Annotated in this window: 16 protein-coding genes and 1 pseudogene; 13 read left to right on the forward strand and 4 right to left on the reverse strand. The window is 72.5% G+C overall.

Annotated features, from left to right (window positions below; translation table 11 throughout):
- The first annotated feature begins 77 nt into the window (after nt 1-77).
- Entirely contained in the window at nt 78-1,796 is a 1,719-nt protein-coding gene (gene recN / locus ACT1U9_RS24900) for a DNA repair protein RecN (protein ID WP_444539237.1), read from the forward strand.
- A 182-nt stretch (nt 1,797-1,978) separates the two neighbouring features.
- Nucleotides 1,979-3,055 carry a glycosyltransferase family 4 protein gene (locus ACT1U9_RS24905; protein WP_444534878.1) on the forward strand — a complete coding sequence of 359 codons (1,077 nt, stop codon included), beginning with the start codon at nt 1,979-1,981 and terminating at the stop codon, nt 3,053-3,055.
- Between the two features lie 94 nt (nt 3,056-3,149).
- Here the strand turns inward: ACT1U9_RS24905 and ACT1U9_RS24910 are convergent, their stop codons facing one another.
- The 3 genes from ACT1U9_RS24910 to ACT1U9_RS24920 all read right to left on the reverse strand — a co-directional run bounded on the left by ACT1U9_RS24910 (nt 3,150) and on the right by ACT1U9_RS24920 (nt 8,155).
- Complete coding sequence (locus ACT1U9_RS24910) at nt 3,150-4,781, reverse strand: PucR family transcriptional regulator (RefSeq protein ID WP_444534879.1); 1,632 nt, start codon at nt 4,779-4,781, stop codon at nt 3,150-3,152.
- Nucleotides 4,782-4,851: 70 nt separating this feature from the next.
- Complete coding sequence (locus ACT1U9_RS24915) at nt 4,852-6,231, reverse strand: FAD-binding oxidoreductase (protein ID WP_444534880.1); 1,380 nt, start codon at nt 6,229-6,231, stop codon at nt 4,852-4,854.
- 121 nt (nt 6,232-6,352) lie between these two features.
- Nucleotides 6,353-8,155 (reverse strand): glycoside hydrolase family 15 protein, encoded by a 1,803-nt coding sequence (locus tag ACT1U9_RS24920; RefSeq protein WP_444534881.1) that lies wholly within the window; start codon nt 8,153-8,155, stop codon nt 6,353-6,355.
- 419 nt (nt 8,156-8,574) lie between these two features.
- Here ACT1U9_RS24920 and ACT1U9_RS24925 point away from each other — a divergent pair, with 419 nt between their 5' ends.
- From ACT1U9_RS24925 to ACT1U9_RS24975, 11 genes are all read left to right on the forward strand, one after another.
- Nucleotides 8,575-10,236, forward strand: coding sequence for a CTP synthase (locus ACT1U9_RS24925; protein ID WP_188275233.1), 1,662 nt, complete (start codon nt 8,575-8,577; stop codon nt 10,234-10,236).
- Between the two features lie 76 nt (nt 10,237-10,312).
- Nucleotides 10,313-10,939, forward strand: a complete 627-nt coding sequence (locus ACT1U9_RS24930) for an NUDIX domain-containing protein (protein ID WP_444534882.1) — start codon at nt 10,313-10,315, stop codon at nt 10,937-10,939.
- A gap of 142 nt (nt 10,940-11,081) precedes the next feature.
- Nucleotides 11,082-13,157 carry a tetratricopeptide repeat protein gene (locus ACT1U9_RS24935; RefSeq protein ID WP_444534883.1) on the forward strand — a complete coding sequence of 692 codons (2,076 nt, stop codon included), beginning with the start codon at nt 11,082-11,084 and terminating at the stop codon, nt 13,155-13,157.
- Between the two features lie 145 nt (nt 13,158-13,302).
- The gene (gene ald, locus ACT1U9_RS24940; RefSeq protein WP_444539238.1) at nt 13,303-14,418 is read left to right on the forward strand and encodes an alanine dehydrogenase; all 1,116 of its coding nucleotides are present in this window, start codon (nt 13,303-13,305) and stop codon (nt 14,416-14,418) included.
- A 402-nt stretch (nt 14,419-14,820) separates the two neighbouring features.
- Nucleotides 14,821-15,942: a ParA family protein gene (locus ACT1U9_RS24945; RefSeq protein ID WP_188275230.1), complete on the forward strand. Its 1,122-nt coding sequence runs from the start codon at nt 14,821-14,823 to the stop codon at nt 15,940-15,942.
- The gene (locus ACT1U9_RS24950) at nt 15,927-16,451 is read left to right on the forward strand and encodes a hypothetical protein (RefSeq protein ID WP_444534884.1); all 525 of its coding nucleotides are present in this window, start codon (nt 15,927-15,929) and stop codon (nt 16,449-16,451) included. The genes ACT1U9_RS24945 and ACT1U9_RS24950 overlap by 16 nt, the downstream gene beginning before the upstream one ends.
- 66 nt (nt 16,452-16,517) lie before the next feature.
- Nucleotides 16,518-17,546, forward strand: coding sequence for a segregation and condensation protein A (locus ACT1U9_RS24955; protein WP_444534885.1), 1,029 nt, complete (start codon nt 16,518-16,520; stop codon nt 17,544-17,546).
- Complete coding sequence (scpB, locus tag ACT1U9_RS24960; protein ID WP_444534886.1) at nt 17,471-18,190, forward strand: SMC-Scp complex subunit ScpB; 720 nt, start codon at nt 17,471-17,473, stop codon at nt 18,188-18,190. The genes ACT1U9_RS24955 and scpB overlap by 76 nt, the downstream gene beginning before the upstream one ends.
- Nucleotides 18,190-19,359, forward strand: coding sequence for a pseudouridine synthase (locus ACT1U9_RS24965; protein ID WP_444534887.1), 1,170 nt, complete (start codon nt 18,190-18,192; stop codon nt 19,357-19,359). Before scpB ends, ACT1U9_RS24965 begins: the two co-directional genes overlap by 1 nt.
- A gap of 144 nt (nt 19,360-19,503) precedes the next feature.
- The gene (locus tag ACT1U9_RS24970) at nt 19,504-20,244 is read left to right on the forward strand and encodes an NUDIX domain-containing protein (RefSeq protein ID WP_444534888.1); all 741 of its coding nucleotides are present in this window, start codon (nt 19,504-19,506) and stop codon (nt 20,242-20,244) included.
- The gene (locus ACT1U9_RS24975) at nt 20,241-21,254 is read left to right on the forward strand and encodes an ADP-ribosylglycohydrolase family protein (RefSeq protein ID WP_444534889.1); all 1,014 of its coding nucleotides are present in this window, start codon (nt 20,241-20,243) and stop codon (nt 21,252-21,254) included. The genes ACT1U9_RS24970 and ACT1U9_RS24975 overlap by 4 nt, the downstream gene beginning before the upstream one ends.
- Here the strand turns inward: ACT1U9_RS24975 and ACT1U9_RS24980 are convergent.
- Nucleotides 21,223-21,690: pseudogene (locus tag ACT1U9_RS24980) on the reverse strand (nucleotidyltransferase domain-containing protein); the annotation flags it as partial. The gene ACT1U9_RS24975 and the pseudogene ACT1U9_RS24980 sit on opposite strands and share 32 nt — an antisense overlap.
- Nucleotides 21,691-21,725: the final 35 nt, after the last annotated feature.

Raw genomic sequence — 21,725 nt, forward strand, 5'->3', positions numbered from 1 at the left:
GCCCGGGAGGGTGAGCGTGCGGGGGGCGTCGCAATCAGGCCCCGGGACCTCGTAAGGTCGGGGGCGTGTTGGAGGAGATGCGGATACGGTCGCTCGGGGTCATCGACGACGCGGTCGTCGAGCTGTCGCCCGGGTTCACCGCGGTGACCGGCGAGACCGGTGCGGGCAAGACCATGGTCGTCACCAGCCTCGGGCTGCTGCTCGGCGGGCGCGCCGACCCCGCCCTGGTGCGGATCGGCGCCAAGTCGGCGGTCGTCGAGGGGCGGATCGCGCTGCGCGCGGGCGGCACCGCGGCGATCCGGGCGGAGGAGGCCGGGGCCGAACTCGACGAGGGCGCGCTGCTGGTCAGCCGTACCGTCTCGGCGGAGGGCCGCTCGCGGGCGTTCCTCGGCGGGCGGTCGGTGCCGGTCGGCGTGCTCGCGGAGCTCGCCGACGAACTCGTCGCGGTGCACGGCCAGACCGACCAGCAGGGCCTGCTGCGCCCGGCCCGCCAGCGCGAGGCCCTGGACCGGTACGCGGGCGACGCGGTCACCGGACCCCTCACCAAGTACGCGGAGGCCTACCGGCGGCTGCGGTCCGTCGCCGTGGAGCTGGACGAGCTGACCACGCGGGCGCGCGAGCGGGCGCAGGAAGCGGATCTGCTGCGGTTCGGCCTCAACGAGATCGCGGCGGTCGAACCGCTGCCGGGCGAGGACGTAGAGCTCGCGGCGGAGGCGGAGCGGCTCGGCCACGCGGAGGCGCTGGCGTCGGCCGCGGCCCTCGCGCACGCGGCCCTGGCGGGCAACCCCGAGGACCCCGAGAGCGTCGACGCGACCACGCTGGTCGCCGGGTCGCACCGGGCCCTTGAGGCCGTACGCTCCCACGACCCGGCGCTGGCCGCGCTCGCCGAGCGCATCGGCGAGGTCGGCATCCTGCTCGGCGACGTGGCCGGTGAACTCGCCGGGTACGCGGACGACCTGGACGCCGACCCGCTGCGGCTCGCGGCCGTCGAGGAGCGGCGGGCGTCGCTGACCGCGCTCACCCGTAAGTACGGCGAGGACATCACGGCGGTCCTGGCCTGGGCGCAGGAAGGCGCGGCACGCCTGACCGAGCTGGACGGCGACGACGACCGGATCGGCGAGCTCACCGCCGAGCGCGACGGGCTGCGCGGTGAACTGTCGCTGCTCGCCCAGGAGTTGACGGATGCCCGTACGGAGGCGGCCGCGCGGTTCGCCGACGCGGTGACGGCCGAGCTCGCGTCCCTCGCGATGCCGCACGCGCGCGTGTCGTTCGCGGTACGGCAGGTGGATGACGCCGAGGGCGTCGAGGTGGGCGGGCGGACCGTGGCGTACGGCCCGACCGGCGCCGACGAGGTCGAGCTGCTGCTCGCCCCGCACCCCGGCGCCCCGCCCCGGCCCATCGCCAAGGGCGCCTCCGGCGGTGAGCTCTCGCGGGTGATGCTGGCGGTCGAGGTGGTCTTCGCGGGCACCGATCCCGTACCGACGTACCTCTTCGACGAGGTCGACGCGGGTGTCGGCGGCCGGGCGGCGGTCGAGATCGGCCGACGCCTGGCGAAGCTGGCCAAGTCGGCGCAGGTCGTCGTGGTGACCCATCTGCCCCAGGTGGCGGCCTTCGCGGACCGCCAGCTGCTGGTGGAGAAGACGAACGACGGCACGGTGACCCGCTCCGGCGTCACCGTCCTGGAGGGCGAGGACCGCGTCCGCGAGCTCTCCCGGATGCTGGCGGGCCAGGAGGACTCGGAAACCGCCCGCGCCCACGCGGAGGAGCTGCTGGCCACCGCGCGGGCCGAGGGCTAGGCGTCACAAGGAGTACGGCGTAAGACGCGGGCCTCGGGGATCACCCGTGTGGGTGGTCCCTCGTCCGGGTCCGCCCGCCGTGGACGCAGGGAAACGTCCGGACGGGAGCGGAACGTCCGTACGGGCTGGCATTCTTGGCCGGGGCCCACACCGCCCGACCGCCGACCGGGGAGCCTGTTCACGTGTCACAGCTGCGTACGGTCCAAGTGCTGGGCGGCGGCAGCGCGGGCAGCAGCGCGCATGTGCGCTCCCTCGCCGCGGGCCTCGCCGCGCGCGGGGTGCGGGTCACCGTGTGCGCACCGGCCGCGCTGGAGCGGGAGTTCGACTTCCGGGGCGCGGGCGCGCACTTCGTGCCCGTCCCCCGGCGCGGCGACCCGGTCGCGGTGGGCGCACTGCGGGCGGTCTGCGCGGGCGCGGACGTGGTGCACGCGCACGGCCTGAACGCAGCGGTGCGGACCGCGCTCGCGATGGGCGGGCGCGGCGCGGTCCCGCTCGTCGTCACCTGGCACGCCCTCGCCCATGCCGAAGGCGCGCGGGGGCAGTTGCTGCGCGTCCTGGAGCGCCGGGCCGCCCGCGCGGCCGCCGTGGTGCTCGGCACCTCCTCCGACCTGGTCGACCGCGCCCGGCGGCACGGCGCCCGGGACGCCCGGCTCGCCGCGATCGCGGTGCCCGGGCCGCGCACCCCGGTCGCCGACGGCAAGGCGCGGGCCGAACTGGGCGTGGTGGACCGGCCGTTGCTCGTCGCGGTGGGCAGCCTGGTCGAGCACCGGGGGTACGACGTGCTCCTGGACGCCGCCCACGGCTGGCGCGGGCTCGACCCCGTACCGCTGCTTGTGATCGCGGGGGAGGGGCGGGAGCGGGCCGCGCTCCAGCGGCGCATCGAGGCCGAGGCGCTGCCGGTGCGGCTGATCGGGCGGCGCGACGACGTCACCGAGCTGCTCGCCGCCGCCGATGTGGCCGTGCTGCCGAGCCGTTGGGAGGGGCGCGCGCTCCTTGCGCAGGAGGCGCTGCGGCTTGGCGTGCCGCTGGTCGCCACCGCCGTCGGTGGGGTGCCGGAGCTGGTCGGGGACGCGGCGGAGCTTGTTCCGTACGGGGACGCTGTCGCGCTGGCGGACGCGGTTGTGCGGCTGCTGGGGGATCCGGTGCGGCGGCTCGAACTCGCCGAGGCGGGGCCTGTGCAGGCGGCGGACTGGCCTACCGAGGATGAGACTGTTGCCCAAGTACTCAGTGTTTACGATGAGTTGACTAACCGTCACTAGGCGGTATTCGACTGCGGGCCGTGCGTGGCTGGTCGCGCCCATGCGGCGGAGCCGCGAAATGACACAGCCCCGCGCCCTTTAGGCACAGGGACGCTCAGGGGACGTGGCGGCGGGCCCGTAGCGCCAACGACAGTGCCAGGACCGTCTGTGGGTCGTCCAGGTCCGTGCCCAGTAGTTCCGCGATGCGGGCCAGCCGGTTGTAGAGCGTCTGGCGGTTGAGGTGCAGTTCGCGGGCCGTTTCCGCCTTGCGGCCCGCGTGCGCCAGATAGACCTCCAGGGTCGGCAGCAGCGGTGGGCGCGAGGCCGCGTCGTGGGTGCGCAGCGGGCCGATCGCGCGCTCCACGAACGCCGCCAGATCCGGGTGTTCGCGCAGTCGCCACAGCAGCAGGTCGATGTCCAGGCGCCGGGCGTCGTACCAGGGCAGCTCGGGCAGGCCCTGCGCGGCCGCCGCCGTCTCGGCCGCGTGGCGCAGCCCCGCCGTGGCCGCCGCCCAGCCGCCCGCCACCCCGACCACCACGACGGGCTGCGCCCCGGCCCGGGCGAGCCCCGCCCGCTCCACACCCGCCCGCAGCGCCGCCGCGACCCGGTCCGCCACGGCCGTACGTTCCGACTCCGAGCGCAGCCCCAGCAGCAGCGGCACCCGGCCCTCCACCGGACGTACGCCCAACAGGACCGGCACCCCGACCGACGACAGCTCCTCCAGGACCGCGCGGGCCAGGACCGCCCAGTTGCCGGTGGCGGAGGATTCCGAGAACTCGGTGGTCAGCCGCATCACCACCGGAAGCAGCGGGCCCTCGCCCGGCTTGAAGCCGAGCACCTTCGCCTGGCCGGGCGCGTCCTCGGCGGTGATCCGGCCCTCCGCGAGGTCGGTCAGGAAGTCGCCGCGCCCGCGCGCGGCCAGCTCCTCCTCCTGGCGCGCCTGCATCAGCACCACCGCGAGGATGGCCGCCGCCCGTTCCGCCGCCATCCGGTGGACCGGCAGCAGCGGCGACGCGACCGCCAGCAGCACGAGCCGGGCCCGCACGGCCCCGGTGCCGTGGCCGCCGCCCGGCACGTCCACCAGGACCGACCCTGCGGGCGGCCCCGACTCGCGGGACTCGCGCTGGCCGCGCAGCCCCTCCCACACCTGGAGCGGATCCGCGCCCGCCTCGCCGGAGCCCGCGGCCGCGTAGAGGAGCTGGCCGTCCGGGGTCTCCAGGAACACGGGGTTGGCGGTGAAGTCGGCCAGGATCGACAGGACCTGCGGCACCCCGCCGCCCGAGAGCAGCGCTTCCGTGCAGCGCCGGTGGACTTCCTCGGCACGCTGGAGCAGGGCGTAATGGCCGTTGACGATCTCGGTGTGGATCTCCTCGGTGACCGTCACGAACGCGACCTCGCGGTGCAGCGCCACCAGCGGCAGGCCCGCCGCGCGGGCGGTGTCCACGATCGTCGCGGGCAGCCTGCTGAAGCGCGGGCCGAGCTCCACGACCAGCGCGGCGATGCCCCGGTCGGCGAGCCGCCGTACGAAGGCGCGCTGTTCGGCGGGGCGGGTGCCCAGGCCCAGGCCCGTGGTCAGCAGCAGCTCGCCGCCCTTGAGCAGTGACGCGATGTTGGGCACCTCGCCCGCGTGCACCCAGCGCACGGTCCGGCCGAGGCGTTCCGCGCCCGCCACCACCTCGGGGAGCCCGCCGCGCAGCCCCGGCAGCTCCAGCGCCCGCCGCACGGTGATCCCGCCCTGGGTGTCCAATGGGGTTCACCTCGTGTTTTGTCGTACGGACGTGATGCGGGTCACGGTACGACACGGACGGCGGCGGTGGTCAGCCCGGGGCGATGTTGTGGTTGTAGCGGAAGACGTTGTCGGGGTCGTACTGCCGCTTGACGGCGGCGAGCCGTGCGGTGTTCTCGGCGCCGAGGCCCGCGACCACCCGGTCCTGGCCCTCGTCGCCGATGAAGTTGAGGTAGACCGCACCGGTCGACCAGGGCCGCACGTCGGCGCGCACGTCCTTGACCCACTGCTTGCAGCGCTCGTCGTCCGCCGCGTCCTCCCAGATCGCGAACGGGTGCACCGCCCACGGCGCGTCCCGGTACGGCACCGGGAACTCGGCGGGGCCGGACGCGATCGCGCCGCCCTGCGGGAAGACCACATGCTGGACCGTGGGCGCCGGGAGGCTGTCGGCCCGGGCGCAGAAGACATCGATCAGCTCGTCCGGCAGGCCGGTCAGATACTCGGCCGACCAGTAGTTCCGCATTCCCGGCGGGTCGTCGAACATGGTCTGCACCTGCGGGTACGGCATGTCGCCCACGATCTCGACCTCGTGCGGCAGCGCGAGCAGCGGCTGGGCGAGCTTGGTGAGCCGGTCGGCCGGGCCCGCGTACGTCAGGAGCGCGCCGCAGAGCAGCTTGCCGACCAGCTCCGGGGGGATGAACTCCTCGGGCGGGCCGGTCAGATAGAGGACCCCGCCGCCCGCCTCGGGCGGGGCGGTCCCGATCAGCTCGCGGTAGGTGCGGATCACCTCGGGGCCGAGCTCCGGCCGGTACATCAGCATCGCGATGGAGAAGGCCGGCAGATCGTGCAGGCGCAGGGTGATCGAGGTGGCGACGCCGAAGTTGCCGCCGCCGCCGTGCAGCGCCCAGAACAGCTCGGGGTTCTCCTCCGCGCTCGCGGTCAGGGCCGTGCCGTCCGCCGTGACCAGCTCGACGCCGAGGAGGTTGTCGACCGCGAGCCCGAAGGCGCGGTCCAGCCACCCCGTGCCGCCGCCGAGGACGAAGCCGCCGACGCCCGTCGTGGAGGCCCGGCCGCCGGTCGTGGCGAGCCCGTACTCCGTGGTGGCGAGGTCCAGCTGGCTCATGGTGGCGCCGCCCTGGACCCGTACGGCGTGGGCGGCGGGGTGGACGGTGACCTCGTGCATCCGGCGCAGATCGACGACCAGGCCGTTGTCGTTGACGGCCTGCCCCGCGACGCTGTGGCCGGCGCCCCGCACGGCGATCTTCAGATCGAGCTCACGGCCGAAGCGCACGGCGGTCGCCACATCCGCGTCGGACTCGCACTGCGCGATGACGGCGGGGCGGCGGTCGATCATGACATTGAAGACCTGCCGGGCTTCGTCGTAGCCCGGATCACCCGGCGCGTACACATCACCGGAGAGATCTTCGCGAAGCTCGGCGAGGGCCGTGCCCGCCTTGGAGGGGGAGGTCATGACGCCCCCCTTTCGGAGGGAACAGGACATTTCCACCCTAAGGGGCAACCCCGCTAGGGGCGCGGGGAACTGCGCGACAAGCCCAGCACGGTCCGCACCCGAAAGAGATGGCCCCGAACTCCTACCCCCCGTACGCACCCGAAGCGGTCAGCCGCAGCGCCGTATCGATCAGCGGAACATGGCTGAACGCCTGAGGAAAGTTCCCCACCTGCCGCTGCAACCGCGGATCCCACTCCTCGGCGAGCAGCCCGACGTCGTTCCGCAGCGACAGCAGCTTCTCGAAGAGCTTCCGGGCCTCGTCGACCCGGCCGATCATGGCCAGGTCGTCCGCCAGCCAGAACGAGCAGGCCAGGAACGCGCCCTCGTCGCCCTCCAGGCCGTCGCAGCCCGCCTCCTCGCCCGCCGTGGGGTAGCGCAGGATGAACCCGTCGGGCGTGGACAGCTCGCGCTGGATCGCCTCGATGGTGCCGATGACGCGCTTGTCGTCCGGCGGCAGGAAGCCCATCTGCGGGATCAGCAGCAGCGAGGCGTCCAGCTCCTTGGAGCCGTACGACTGCGTGAACGTGTTGCGTTCCTTGTCGTAGCCCTTCTCGCAGACATCGCGGTGGATGTCGTCGCGCAGCTCGCGCCACTTCTCCAGCGGCCCGTCCGCGTCGCCCGACTCGATCAGCTTGATCGTGCGGTCGACGGCGACCCAGGCCATCACCTTGGAGTGCACGAAGTGGCGGCGCGGGCCGCGCACCTCCCAGATGCCCTCGTCGGGCTGGTCCCAGTGGTCCTCCAGGTAGCGGATGAGCTTGAGCTGGAGCAGGGAGGCGTAGTCGTTGCGGGCCAGGCCCGTCATGTGCGCCAGGTGCAGGGCCTCGGTGACCTCGCCGTACACGTCCAGCTGGAGCTGGTGGGCGGCGCCGTTGCCGACCCGGACCGGGGCCGAGTTCTCGTATCCGGGCAGCCAGTCCAGCTCGGCCTCGCCGAGTTCCCGCTCGCCCGCGATCCCGTACATGATCTGCAGGTTCTCGGGGTCGCCCGCGACCGCCCGCAGCAGCCACTCACGCCAGGCGCGGGCCTCCTCGCGGTAGCCGGTGCGCAGCAGCGAGGACAGGGTGATCGCCGCGTCGCGCAGCCAGGTGTAGCGGTAGTCCCAGTTGCGCGAGCCGCCGATGTCCTCGGGCAGCGAGGTGGTGGGCGCGGCGACGATGCCGCCGGTGGGGGCGTAGGTCAGGGCCTTCAGGGTGATCAGCGAGCGGACCACGGCCTCGCGGTAGGGCCCGTGGTACGTGCAGTGCTCGACCCACTCCCGCCAGAAGTCCTCGGTCGCCTCAAGCGCCGCCTCCGGCTCGGAGAGCGCGGGCGGCTCCTTGTGGGAGGGCTGCCAGCTGATCGTGAACGCGATGCGCTCGCCGGGGGAGACGGTGAAATCGGAGTACGTGGTGAGGTTCTTGCCGTATGTGTCGACCGGCGTGTCCAGCCAGACCGAGTCGGGGCCCGCGACCGCGACCGTGCGGCCGTCCACCTTGTGCACCCAGGGCACGACACGCCCGTAGCTGAAACGCATCCGCAGGGCGCTGCGCATCGGCACCCGGCCGGTGACGCCCTCCACGATCCGGATCAGCTGCGGCGCGCCGTCGCGCGGCGGCATGAAGTCGGTCACCCGGACCGTGCCGCGCGGGGTGTCCCACTCCGACTCCAGGATCAGCGAGTCGCCCCGGTAGCGGCGCCGGTCCGCCCGGGGTGGCGCGGCGTCGGCCGCGTGGGCCGGGCCGATCCGCCAGAAGCCGTGTTCATCGGTGCCGAGCAGTCCGGCGAAGACGGCGTGCGAGTCGAAGCGTGGCAGGCACAACCAGTCGGTCGTGCCGTCCCGGCAGACCAGCGCGGCGGTCTGCATGTCTCCGATGAGTGCGTAATCCTCGATGCGCCCGGCCACGTGCAATCTCCAGTCGAACGGCCACGTCCGCCCCGCGGGGCGCTTACTGCTACTGCGACTGCGGTCAAGGGACAGCCAACGAGCGCATGTTGCGGGTGACGGCCGGGGTGGTGCCGTGTTACCAGCGGCTCGGCGGCGAGTGTCCGAGCAGGATACGACGCACGTGGGTGATCCGCCGAGGCCTTCCGGCAACGCCGCTGGGCCGTCCGGGTGAGTGGAGTACGCAGGGTTGCCGGGGGGTGTGCGGAGCGTGGCCGGAAGCGATGAGCCGCACTCGCTGATACCCTGGTAGCCCGTGGCCGGGTGGTGCAAGAACCCCCGAACCGCAGCGACGGCGCCCCCCGGAATCCCGACAGGATCCGGCACCGGGCAGCCGGCACGCACTTCCAGACCGCGACCACGGGAGCCCCCTCTTGGCCATGCAGACTCGATCCTCTGCGTCCTCGACGACCAAGCACATCTTCGTCACCGGGGGTGTCGCCTCTTCCCTCGGCAAGGGTCTGACTGCCTCCAGCCTGGGTGCGCTCCTCAAGGCGCGCGGCCTGCGCGTCACCATGCAGAAGCTCGACCCGTACCTGAACGTCGACCCGGGCACGATGAACCCGTTCCAGCACGGCGAGGTGTTCGTCACCAACGACGGCGCCGAGACCGACCTGGACATCGGCCACTACGAGCGCTTCCTCGACGTGGACCTCGACGGCTCGGCCAACGTCACCACCGGCCAGGTCTACTCGCAGGTCATCGCCAAGGAGCGGCGCGGCGAGTACCTGGGCGACACCGTCCAGGTCATCCCGCACATCACCAACGAGATCAAGCACCGCATCCGCCGGATGGCGACCGACGACGTCGACGTCGTCATCACCGAGGTCGGCGGCACGGTCGGCGACATCGAGTCGCTGCCGTTCCTGGAGACCGTCCGCCAGGTCCGCCACGAGGTCGGCCGCGACAACGTCTTCGTCGTGCACATCTCGCTGCTGCCCTACATCGGCCCCTCCGGCGAGCTGAAGACCAAGCCGACCCAGCACTCGGTCGCGGCCCTGCGCAACATCGGCATCCAGCCCGACGCGATCGTGCTGCGCGCCGACCGCGAGGTGCCGCTGTCGATCAAGCGCAAGATCTCGCTGATGTGCGACGTCGACGAGGCCGCGGTGGTCGCCGCCATCGACGCCAAGTCGATCTACGACATCCCGAAGGTCCTGCACACCGAGGGCCTGGACGCCTACGTCGTGCGCAAGCTCGACCTGCCGTTCCGCGACGTGGACTGGACGACCTGGGACGACCTGCTGGACCGCGTCCACAACCCGGAGCACGAGGTCACGGTCGCGCTGGTCGGCAAGTACATCGACCTGCCGGACGCGTACCTCTCGATCACCGAGGCCATGCGCGCCGGCGGCTTCGCCAACAAGGCCCGCGTCAAGGTCAAGTGGGTCACCTCGGACGACTGCAAGACCCCGGCCGGCGCCAAGAAGAACCTCGGCGACGTGGACGCGATCCTGGTGCCCGGCGGCTTCGGCGACCGCGGTGTCAACGGCAAGATCGGCGCGATCCAGTACGCCCGTGAGAACAAGGTGCCGCTGCTCGGCATCTGCCTGGGCCTGCAGTGCATCGTGATCGAGGCCGCGCGCAACCTGGCCGGGATCCCGGACGCCAACTCCACCGAGTTCGACGCCGCCACCGCCCACCCCGTCATCTCGACGATGGAGGAGCAGCTGGCGTACGTCGAGGGCGCGGGCGACCTGGGCGGCACCATGCGGCTCGGCATGTACCCGGCGAAGCTCGCCGAGGGCTCGATCGTGCGCGAGGTCTACGGCGACCAGCCGTACGTGGAGGAGCGCCACCGCCACCGCTACGAGGTCAACAACTCCTACCGCGCGGAGCTGGAGAAGAAGGCGGGCATCCTCTTCTCGGGCACGTCCCCCGACAACAAGCTCGTCGAGTACGTCGAGTACCCGCGCGAGGTGCACCCCTACCTGGTCGCCACCCAGGCGCACCCGGAGCTGCGCTCCCGCCCGACCCGCCCGCACCCGCTCTTCGCCGGCCTGGTGAAGGCCGCTGTGGAGCGGAAGACCGGCAAGAAGTAACCAGACGATACGGTTGCCGGGGTACGGGTCCTTCATCGGACGCGTACCCCGGTTTCTGTTGTACGGGAGGACATCGATGCGGCTCCAGGACACCCCCGAGGAGTGGCGGGTCGTCGCCACCACGACCCCGTTCGAGGGCAACAAGACCAGCGTGCGCACCGACGACGTGGTCATGCCCGACGGCACGGTCGCGTGCCGCGACTACCAGGTCCACCCGGGCTCGGTCGCCGTCCTCGCCCTCGACGGCGCGGGCCGGGTCCTGGTGCTGCGCCAGTACCGCCACCCCGTGCGCCACAAGCTGTGGGAGATCCCGGCCGGGCTCCTCGACGTGCCCGGCGAGAACCCGCTGCACGCCGCCCAGCGCGAGCTGTACGAGGAGGCGCACGTCAAGGCCGAGGACTGGCGGGTCCTCACCGACGTCTACACCACCCCCGGCGGCTGCGACGAGGCCGTACGGATCTTCCTCGCCCGTGACCTCTCCGAGGCGGAGGGCGAGCGCTTCGAGGTCTCCGAGGAGGAGGCCGACATGGAGCTCGCCCGGGTCCCCCTGCCCGAGCTCGTACGCGGCGTGCTCGCGGGCGAGCTCCACAACAACTGCCTGGTGGTGGGCGTCCTCGCACTGACGGCCGCGCAGTCGGGACCGGGACTTGAGTCGCTGCGCCCGGCCGAGGCCCCGTGGCCGGCGAGGCCGTTCGAGAAGTAGCCGGTCCGACGATCTGCTGATCCGATCGGGCGACCTGACAGCCGCGCTCGACCAGGGCAGTCGCAGGGGGTGAACTACGCTCGGAACGCCCGTGCGGAGCCCCGCCGGGGAGGCTCGTGCGCAGCGGACGGAGCGTGGCCCCGTGACGGATCAGGCGGTGGACTCGGGCGGCTCTGCCGCTGATCCGCAGGAGTGCGGTGATCGTCAGTTCTTCGGCCGCCAGCGGGAGTTGAAGGAGCTGCGCGAGGACGTCGAGCGGGCCGGGCTCGACACCCTGTCCGGCCGCAAGTCGCCCCGCGCGCGCGTGCTGCTCATCGCCGGACGGCCCGGTTCCGGCCGGACCGCGCTCGCCGAGGAGCTGGCCCACCAGCTCGCCGACGACTACCCCGACGGAGTGCTCCGGGCCGCCCTCACCGAGCCCGGCGGCACCCCCGTCCCCGCCGAGCGGGCGGCCCGCGAACTCCTCGACGTACTGGACGTGCCGGTACCGCCCGGCGGCGGCGAGGACGAGCTGACGCAGCTGGTGCGCGAGGCCCTCGCCGACCGCCGGGTGCTGCTGCTCCTCGACGACGCGGCGAGCGCCGAGCAGGTCGACCCGCTGCTGCCCCAGAACGCCGACTGCCTGGTGGTCGCGACCGCGCGCGGCCCGCTCACCGGCATCCCGGACGTACGCCCGTGCACCCTCGGCGGCCTCCACCCCAAGGCGTCCGTGGAGTTCCTGGAGAGCTTCGCGGGTTCCGTACGGATCACCGTGGACCCGCGCGCGGCCGAGAACCTGGCCGAGGAGTGCGCGGGCCAGCCCGCCGCGCTCGCGCTGGCCGGCGGCTGGCTCTCGATCCGCCCCCAGGCGGCCGTCGCCGACGTGGCCAAGCGACTGCACGCGCTGCCCGACGACGGCGGCGTCCTCACCGGTCAACTCCCCGTCGCCGAGCGGCCGTTGGTGCGCGTCTTCCGCCTGGTGTACGAGTCGCTGCCGCAGCCCAACGCCCGGCTGCTGCGCCTCCTCTCGCTCGCCCCGGCCGGATTCGTCGACGCCCAGACCGCCTCGGCGCTCGCCGGGTGCTCGGTGTCGGCGGCGCAGAACACGCTGGAGGACTTCGTCGCGTACGGGCTGCTCCGGACGGTGGGGGAGCCGCACGAGCGGCCCGCCCAGTACGCGGTGCCCGGCTGGCTCGCGCCGCTGCTCGTGAAGCTGGCCGCGACCGACCGGGTGGCGGAGGTGCAGCTGGCCCGGGCCCGGATGCTGGAGCGGACCGTACGGCTGCTCCAGTCCTGTCGCGCGGTCACCGAGCCGGACGGCTCCCCGGCCCGCAAGAAGCTCGCCGGACTGCCCCGCGCCCTGCGCTTCCCCAGCGCCCCGCTCGCGGCCGAGTGGCTGCGCACCCGCCGCCCCGCGCTGCTCGCGGCGGCCCGGCTCGCGGTCGGGGACGGCGACCTGGACACGCTGGCCCGGCGCCTGGTCGCGGCCCTGGTGCGGGCGCTGGCCGCGCACCAGGGCACCGAGGCCGCCGCGCCCGAGCTCTACGGGCTGCACCAGCTGGTCCTCGATGTGGCCGAGCGACGGAATCTGCACCGCGAGAAGGCCGCGGCCCTGCTCAATCTGGGCGATCTGGACGCGGGAACCGGGCGTACGGCCGACGCCCTTGTGCGCTACCGGGCGGCGCTGGACGCGGGCCGGGCCGCCAACGACCCGTACGCGACCGGCCGCGCGATGGAATCCGTAGGCGGCGCCCACCAGGAGCTCGGCGACTGGCAGCGGGCCGCCGACTGGTACGGCAGGGCGCTCGCCCAGCGGCTCGCGCGCGACGAGCGCGAGGACGAGGTCCGGCTCTACGGACGGCTCGGCGCGGTGCACACCTACGCGGGCCGGTACGGCGAGGCGCTGCGCAGTTGGCGCGCCGCCGTGGCCGGATACCGACGTCTCGGCGATCTGCCGGGCCAGGCGCGGGCGCTGAGCGAGGCGGCCCGGGTGCAGGAGTACGCGGGGCGGCCCGAGGAGTCGCTGCGCACCTGCCGCGAGGCCGTCGAGTGGGCACGGCAGGCCGGTGATCTGCGTCTCCAGGCGGCCCTTCAGCTCCGGCTCGCGGACACCCTCGACCGGCTCGGCGACCCCGCCGGGGCCAGGCTGCACCGGGGTGCTGCCGAGAGGCTGCTGGGACCCGAAGGTGAAGCTGACGCTCCGGCCTGCGAAATCCGCAGCGCTTCGGCCAAAGATTAATGGTTTGTAAGGGTAGACAGCTGGAAAACCTTCATTAGACTGGCTCCGCCGCACCTTCTTGCGGTGTCTCCCGGTGCGCCCCTGTGTATCCGGGTATGTACGTGTTAGACCCCCTTCATCCCCTGAGCCAAGGACCGTGATCGACGTGAAGGTCGGTATCCCCCGCGAGGTCAAGAACAACGAGTTCCGGGTGGCCATCACCCCCGCCGGCGTCCACGAGCTGGTGCGCCACGGCCACCAGGTCGTCATCGAGCAGAACGCCGGTGTCGGCTCGTCGATCACGGACGCCGAGTACGTCGCCGCCGGCGCCGAGATCCTCGGTACCGCCGACGAGGTGTGGGCCGCCGCCGACCTGCTGCTGAAGGTCAAGGAGCCCATCGCCGAGGAGTACCACCGCCTCCGCAAGGACCAGACGCTCTTCACCTACCTGCACCTCGCCGCGTCCCGCGAGTGCACGGACGCCCTCCTGGAGTCCGGCACCACCGCCATCGCGTACGAGACGGTCGAGACCGCGGGCCGCGCGCTGCCGCTGCTCGCCCCGATGTCCGAGGTCGCGGGCCGCCTCGCCCCGCAGGTCGGCGCCTACCACCTGATGCGCTCGGTCGGCGGCCGCGGCGTCCTCCCCGGCGGCGTCCCCGGCACCCACGCCGGTGAGTGCGTGGTCATCGGCGGCGGCGTCTCCGGCTGGAACGCCGTGCAGATCGCCGTCGGCATGGGCTTCCACGTGACCCTGCTCGACAAGGACATCAACAAGCTCCGCGAGGCCGACAAGATCTTCGGCACGAAGATCAAGACGATCGTCTCCAACGCCTACGAGCTGGAGAAGGCCGTCATCGAGGCCGACCTCGTCATCGGCGCGGTCCTCATCCCGGGTGCCAAGGCCCCGAAGCTGGTCACCAACGAGCTCGTCGCCAAGATGAAGCCCGGAAGTGTCCTTGTCGACATTGCGATCGACCAGGGCGGCTGCTTCGAGGACTCCCGTCCGACCACGCACGCCGAGCCGACCTTCACGGTCCACAACTCGGTCTTCTACTGCGTCGCCAACATGCCGGGCGCGGTGCCGAACACCTCCACGTACGCGCTCACCAACGCCACGCTGCCCTACATCGTGTCGCTGGCGAACAACGGCTGGGTCGAGGCGCTGCGCCGCGACCCGGCGCTCGCCCTGGGCCTCAACACCCATGACGGCCAGGTCGTTTACGGCCCGGTCGCCGAGGCCCACGGCCTGGAGACCCTTGAGCTCAGCACGCTGATCGGCTGATCCGACGCTCTAAAAAAACGGTTCGTCAACGCGGGCCGTCAACCTCGCACACCCGGCCGGACCTTGTCGACCAAGGTCCGGCCGGGTGTGTATCACGACACTTCCACCGGAGTGTGACAGGCTCGCTCAACTCGCCTCGAACGTAACTGTTTAACCGTTTCGCGCACCCCCGAAACGTGCGCTCTGACGCCTGTACGCCCTTGACAGAGTGGTGTTCCATTGCCGACACATCCGGCCGGGTCCGGCGGATTGTGTTGCTGCGGACCGGTGACACGCCATAGAGTCGCCAACCGTCGGCATGGTGCCACGCTGACCTATCGATAAAGTTTCCTGGTCACTTCCAAGGAGGTAAGACGACTTGTGAATGAGTCGACATTTACTCCCGGAGGTGGTCAACCAGGGATGCCCGCACGGGGCCATGGCCCTTCGGGGCCTGCTGAGGCTGTCGGCTCCGTCGCGGTCCGCGCCTTCGCAACCACCCCGCACATGACGACAGCCCCACGGATGATGGACGGCCTACACGTGAACGCCATGGCCGGCAACGAGAGCGGCCGCGAGACCGCCGCTTTCGCCGACTACGACGAGGTGCCCCAGGGGCACTTCTACGACCCCGACGCCGAGTACGAGCCCGACCCCGAGTACGCGGCCACCCTCGCCCCCGACGCTGCCCGCCAGCGCCGCGAGCGGATCGGCCCGACCGGACGGCCGCTGCCGTACTTCCCGATCCCGGGTCCGCTGACCGACCACGGTCCCGCGAAGATCATCGCGATGTGCAACCAGAAGGGCGGCGTCGGCAAGACCACGTCGACCATCAACCTGGGTGCCGCGCTCGCGGAGTACGGACGCCGGGTGCTGCTCGTCGACTTCGACCCGCAGGGCGCCCTCTCGGTGGGCCTGGGCGTGAACCCGATGGAGCTCGACCTGACGGTCTACAACCTGCTCATGGAGCGGGGCATGTCGGCCGACGAGGTCCTGCTCAAGACCGCGGTTCCCAACATGGACCTGCTGCCGAGCAACATCGACCTCTCCGCCGCCGAAGTGCAGTTGGTGAGCGAGGTGGCCCGCGAGTCCACGCTCCAGCGCGCCCTGAAGCCCCTGATGGCCGACTACGACTACATCGTGATCGACTGTCAGCCCTCGCTCGGCCTGCTCACCGTCAACGCCCTGACGGCGGCTCACAAGGTGATCGTGCCGCTGGAGTGCGAGTTCTTCGCGCTGCGCGGTGTCGCCCTGCTGACCGAGACGATCGAGAAGGTCCAGGAGCGGCTCAACCCCGACCTGGAGCTCGACGGCATCCTCGCGACGATGTACGACTCGCGCACGGTGCACAGCCGCGAGGTCCTGGCCCGCGTGGTCGAGGCCTTCGACGACCACGTGTACCACACGGTGATCGGCCGCACGGTGCGCTTCCCGGAGACCACGGTCGCGGGCGAGCCCATCACCACGTACGCGTCCAACTCCGTCGGCGCCGCCGCCTACCGCCAGCTCGCCAGGGAGGTGCTCGCCCGGTGTCACGCCGAGTGAGTCTGCCCGGGGCCGACGAACTGTTCCGTACGACCGGAGGGATGGCGCTCCAGTCCTCCGCCCCGAGGCGGACCAACGGCGAGGCGCGGGTACCGGGTCCGGCGGGCGAGAGCGACGCCGGGGCGGGCGAGTCCGCGTCCGAGCACTCGGCGGCCGAGGAGGAGTCGGCCTCGGCCGAGCCGCGCAGCCGCACGGCTGCGCCCGCCGAGGCCGCCAAGGGGGCCCGTCCGGCCGCTCCCGCCGCCTCCAGCACCGCGCAGCAGCGGCGGCGGGCCCGGGCGGCCAACCGGCGCCCCAGCGGCCGTGAGCGGCACGACGAGAAGATCACGGTGTACGTCTCCGCGGAGGAGCTGATGGACCTGGAGCACGCGCGCCTGGTCCTGCGCGGGGAGCACGGGCTCGCGGTCGACCGCGGCCGTATTGTGCGCGAGGCCGTCGCGGTGGTCCTGGCCGATCTGGAGTCGCGGGGCGACGCGAGCATTCTCGTACGGCGTCTGCGGGGCCGGTAGCACTAGCCTGCGCCGTGCGGCCCGCCGCGCCTTGTACCGCCCGCTCCGCACCCCCTGGACCGCCTCTTGCCCACCGCCGACGACCCGAACGTTCCCGCTGCGCGGGGGGCTCGCCGTGCGCTGGGGCGGGGACCGGGGATTTCCCCCACCCCGCCCCTTCCCGAAAGCCCTTGCCGGGCGGCCGGGGGAGTGGTGGAGGAAGACGTTCTCCCGGAGGCTCCGCCCCCGGACCCCCCGGCGGGGCTGCGCCCCCGCACCCCCTCGGAGGCTGCGCCCCCGGAGGCGCGGCCCGAGGTCGGCGACGGGCGGTTCACCGTTCGGCTGGCCAACTTCGAAGGGCCCTTCGATCTGCTGCTTCAGCTCATCTCGAAGCACAAGATGGACGTGACCGAGGTCGCGCTGTCGAAGGTGACCGATGAGTTCATGGCGCACATCCGGGCCATGGGGCCGGACTGGGATCTCGATCAGACCACCGAGTTCCTGGTCGTCGCGGCCACCCTCCTCGACCTCAAGGCCGCTCGGCTGCTGCCCGTCGCCGAGGTCGAGGACGAGGGCGATCTCGCGCTCCTTGAGGCGCGGGACCTGCTGTTCGCGCGGCTGCTCCAGTACCGCGCGTACAAGCGCATCGCGGACATCTTCAGCGCGCGGCTCGACGACGAGGCGCGCCGCTACCCCCGTACCGTCGGACTTGAGGCGCACCACGCCGAGCTGCTGCCCGAGGTCGTCATCAGCATCGGCGCCGAGGGGTTCGCCAAGCTCGCGGTCAAGGCGATGCAGCCGAAGGCCAAGCCGCAGGTGTACGTCGATCACATCCACGCGCCGCTCGTCTCCGTACGGGAGCAGGCAGCCGTCGTCGTGGCGATGCTTCGAGAGCGCGGGGACGTCAGCTTCCGGGAGCTGACGCTGGACGCGGCCGACACCCTCACCGTCGTCGCCCGCTTCCTCGCCCTGCTGGAGCTCTACCGGGAGAAGGCGGTCGTCCTGGACCAGGACGAGGCGCTGGGGGAGCTCGTGGTGCGATGGAGCGGGGGCGACGGGGACCAGCCGGCCGTCACGGACGAGTTCGACCAAGTCGTGGAGGTGGAGAGCGCGTGAACGGCGTACCGGAGGAGGACGGCGCAGCGGAGCAGGTCGCGCTCAAGCCCGCCCTCGAAGCCGTCCTGATGGTCGTCGACGAGCCCGCCACCGAGGAGCACCTGGCGAAGGTCCTCGACCGGCCCCGGCGGGCCGTCGCGGACGCGCTGCGGGAGCTGGCGGACGAGTACACCGTCCAGGGGCGCGGCTTCGAGCTGCGGCTCGTGGCGGGCGGCTGGCGGTTCTACAGCCGTGCGGAGTACGCGGAGGCCGTCGAGGGGTTCGTCCTGGACGGCCAGCAGGCGCGGCTCACCCAGGCGGCCCTGGAGACCCTGGCGGTCGTCGCGTACCGCCAGCCGGTGAGCCGTTCGCGGGTCTCGGCCGTACGCGGGGTCAACTGCGACGGCGTCATGCGGACCCTCCTCCAGCGGGGTCTGGTGGACGAGGCGGGGACGGAACCCGAAACAGGTGCGATCCTGTACAGGACGACGAACTACTTTCTGGAGCGGATGGGCCTGCGCGGCCTGGACGAGCTCCCGGAGCTCGCGCCCTTCCTCCCCGAGGCGGACGCGATCGAGGCCGAGACGCTGGAAGGTGTGCCGTCGTTCGATCCGGACGCGCTGGACGCCCCGGAAACCCACGGAGACGACAAGACGGAACTTTGATGCGAAGCAGCGGCAGGAACAGCAGCGGAAACAACGGCGGGAGCCGTGGTGGCAACAGCGGCGGCCGCGGCAGCAGCGGCGGTGGCGGTGGCCGGGGCGGCGCCGGCGGCGGCCGGGACGGCCAGCGCCAGGGTGGTGGCCAGCGCCAGGGCGGCGGCCCGCGCCAGAGCGGCAGCGGCAAGCAGCGCCCGCCGCGCCCCGAGGAGCGCACGTACGACGTAGGCGGCGACGCCCCCCGCAGCGGGCGCGGCGCGTCCGCGCGCGGTGGCGCCAAGGGCGGCCCCAAGGCGCCGCAGGGCGGCACCCCGGTCCGCCGTGGCCCGCACGGCCAGCGGATGGGCCAGTCCCGCCCGCGTGAGCTCGACGCGAAGATCGAGCAGCGCAACCGCGACCGGTACGCGGACAAGCCGCAGATCAAGACCCCCAAGACCTTCCCGGGCGCCGAGCAGGAGGGCGAGCGGCTGCAGAAGGTGCTCGCCCGGGCCGGTATGGGCTCGCGGCGCGCCTGCGAGGAGCTGATCGAGCAGGCCCGTGTCGAGGTCAACGGCGAGATCGTCCTTGAGCAGGGCCTCCGGGTCGACCCGGAGAAGGACGAGATCAAGGTGGACGGCCTGACCGTCGCCACCCAGTCGTACCTGTTCTTCGCGCTCAACAAGCCGGCCGGTGTCGTCTCCACGATGGAGGACCCGGACGGCCGTCAGTGCCTCGGCGACTACGTGACGAACCGCGAGACGCGGCTCTTCCACGTGGGTCGTCTCGACACCGAGACCGAGGGCATCATCCTGCTCACCAACCACGGCGAGCTGGCCCACCGTCTGACCCACCCCAAGTACGGCGTGAAGAAGACCTACCTGGCGGCCATCACCGGTCCGCTGCCGCGCGAGATCGGCAAGCGGCTCAAGGAGGGCATCCAGCTGGAGGACGGCTACGCGCGCGCGGACGCGTTCCGGGTCGTCCAGCAGACCGGCAAGAACTACCTGGTCGAGATCGAGCTCCACGAGGGCCGCAAGCACATCGTGCGCCGCATGATGGCCGAGGCGGGCTTCCCGGTGGAGAAGCTCGTCCGGGTCTCCTTCGGCCCGATCGCGCTCGGCGACCAGAAGTCCGGCTGGCTGCGCCGCCTCACCAACACCGAGGTGGGCATGCTGATGCGCGAGGTCGGCCTGTAAGGCGTCCAGTAGCCGCTGCTCGACGAAGCCCGGTCCCCGATCCATGGGGGCCGGGCTTCGTGCTGTCCGCGCGCGCCGGTTGTGCGCGCCCCCGCGACAGCTTTATAGTCATGATGACTATAAAGCTGTTGGAGGCGGTGGGTGATGGCGAGCGCGGCCAGGGTGCCGGAGGGCTACGACCCGTACGCCTTCGTGCCGTTCGCGGTCACCGTCGACCTCGCGGTCTGGACGGTCCGGGACGGCGGGCTGCATGTACTGCTCATCCGGCGCGGCGAGGAGCCGTACAAGGGCGAATGGGCGCTGCCGGGCGGGTTCGTGCTGCCCCGGGAGAGCGCGGGGCAGGCGGCGCGGCGCGAGCTGGCCGAGGAGACCGGGCTCAGCGATCCGGTCGTGGCGGGCCTGCATCTGGAGCAGCTGCGGACGTACAGCGACCCGGACCGCGACCCCCGGATGCGGGTGGTGTCGGTCGCGTACACCGCCCTGGTGCCGGACCTGCCCGAGCCGCGCGGCGGCGGGGACGCGGCGCACGCGCAGTGGGTGCCCTTCGGCACGTACGGAACTCTCGCCTTCGACCACGAGCGGATCCTCGCCGACGCGCGCGACCGCGTCGGCGCCAAGCTCGAATACAGCTGCCTCGCCACGGCCTTCTGCCCGCCCGAGTTCACCCTCGGCGAGCTGCAACAGGTCTACGAGACGGTCTGGGGCACCGCCCTGGACCGGCCCAACTTCCGACGCAAGGTCCTCGCCACCCCCGGCTTCGTGGAGCCGGTGGCGGGCGCCGCGCGTCTGACCGGCGGCCGGGGCAAGCCGGCCGCGCTGTACCGGGCGGGCGTGGCGACCGCGCTGCACCCGCCGCTACTGCGCCCGGAAGGACGACCCTCATGAACAGTCGAGCCAAACAGGCGGCCACCGGGTCGCTGATCGGACTCGCGCTCGGGGACGCCCTCGGCTTCCCGACCGAGTTCAGCGACGTGCCCGCGATCCTGGCCAAGTGCGGCCCGTGGCGCGGGATGCGGCTGCCCAAGCCCGCGATCGTCACCGACGACACCCAGATGACGCTGGCGGTCGGTCGGGGCATACGGGCCGCCATGGACCGCGGTCTGCTCGGCCCGCGCCGCCTGGAGCGGCCGGTGCGCGAGGAGTTCGTGGACTGGTACCACTCCCCGGAGAACAACCGGGCGCCCGGGCGCACCTGCCTGGTCGCCTGCCAGCTCCTCGACAGCGAACGGCCCTGGCAGCAGGCGAGCCAGGTCGGCTCCAAGGGCTGCGGCGCGAACATGCGGGTCGCGCCCGTAGGTCTGGCGCCGGGGCTGAGCGAGGAGCAGCGGGCGGGGGCGGCCCAGCTCCAGGCGGCGCTCACCCACGGCCACCCGACGGCGCTGGCGGCGAGCGATCTGACCGCCCGCGCGGTCTTCCTGCTCGCCCAGGGCGCCGACCCGGTGGGCCTGGTCGGCCAGCTGCGCTCCTACGCGTACGAGAACCGCACCCGCTACCACGACCGGTGGCTGGGCGACCTGTGGACGCACGCGCACGACGAGAGTCCGGCGGCCTTCATGGCGCGCGGCTGGGACGAGTGCCTGGACGCGCTCGACCGGGTTCTCAAGGCGCTGCACAACCCGTCGCCGGAGACCGACCCGTGCCTGGAGACCGGGGACGGCTGGATCGCCGAGGAGGCGCTGGCCACCGCACTGGTCTGCTTCCTGCTCTTCCCCGCCGAGCCGCTCACGGCGCTGCGCCGGGCCGCCTGCACCAAGGGCGACTCGGACTCCATCGCCTGCCTCGCGGGCGCGTTCGCGGGCGCCCACCTGGGCGTTGCCGCCTGGCCGAAGGAGTGGGCGGAGCGGATCGAGTACCGCGGTGAGCTCATCGCCCTTGGAGCGCTCTGGGACGCGTGAGCGCCGACTCGCGCCGCACCCGGAACAGGAAGTCCGCCACCCGGGTGCGGTCCGGCTCGGCCGGCAGGGGAGTGCGGTCCGCCGCCCGCCCGCACTCCTCGGCCAGCCGGGTCATCCAGGACTCGACCTGCGGCCACGGCACTTCGCCGCGCCTGACGGCCGGCAGACGGTCGCGCTCGTCGCCGACGTCGATCGTGAGGGCGCCGGTGCGCAGCAGATCGCGGCAGCTTGTCAGCAGGCGCAGGAGGTGCATGGCGTGCTTCCAGCGCGGCGCGCCGTGCACCCGGACGTCCGCCTCCAGCTTCCGGTGTTGGCTCACCGCGTAGCCCGTGAACGTCTCGTGGGCCCGTCGGGAGAGGAACGCCTCGCGCAGGGCGAGAAGTTCCCGGCTGGTGTCGTCGATCCGCTCGACGAGCGGTGAGTGCAGGCACTCCAGACGGACGAGCAGGTCGGGCAGGTCGGGCAGGTCGG

The sequence above is a fragment of the Streptomyces sp. BR1 genome (genome assembly GCF_052373795.1).
GTDB lineage: Bacteria > Actinomycetota > Actinomycetes > Streptomycetales > Streptomycetaceae > Streptomyces.

What these genes read in the sequence shown, in the direction of transcription:
- ACT1U9_RS24930 (WP_444534882.1), top strand. Translation starts at nt 10,313, where the DNA reads ATGCGGCTCCAGGACACCCCCGAGGAGTGGCGGGTCGTCGCCACCACG.
- ACT1U9_RS24975 (WP_444534889.1), top strand. Translation starts at nt 20,241, where the DNA reads ATGAACAGTCGAGCCAAACAGGCGGCCACCGGGTCGCTGATCGGACTC.
- ACT1U9_RS24925 (WP_188275233.1), top strand. Translation starts at nt 8,575, where the DNA reads ATGCAGACTCGATCCTCTGCGTCCTCGACGACCAAGCACATCTTCGTC.
- ACT1U9_RS24915 (WP_444534880.1), bottom strand. Translation starts at nt 6,231, where the DNA reads ATGACCTCCCCCTCCAAGGCGGGCACGGCCCTCGCCGAGCTTCGCGAA.
- ACT1U9_RS24965 (WP_444534887.1), top strand. Translation starts at nt 18,190, where the DNA reads ATGCGAAGCAGCGGCAGGAACAGCAGCGGAAACAACGGCGGGAGCCGT.
- ACT1U9_RS24970 (WP_444534888.1), top strand. Translation starts at nt 19,504, where the DNA reads ATGGCGAGCGCGGCCAGGGTGCCGGAGGGCTACGACCCGTACGCCTTC.
- recN (WP_444539237.1), top strand. Translation starts at nt 78, where the DNA reads ATGCGGATACGGTCGCTCGGGGTCATCGACGACGCGGTCGTCGAGCTG.
- ACT1U9_RS24945 (WP_188275230.1), top strand. Translation starts at nt 14,821, where the DNA reads ATGCCCGCACGGGGCCATGGCCCTTCGGGGCCTGCTGAGGCTGTCGGC.
- scpB (WP_444534886.1), top strand. Translation starts at nt 17,471, where the DNA reads ATGGAGCGGGGGCGACGGGGACCAGCCGGCCGTCACGGACGAGTTCGA.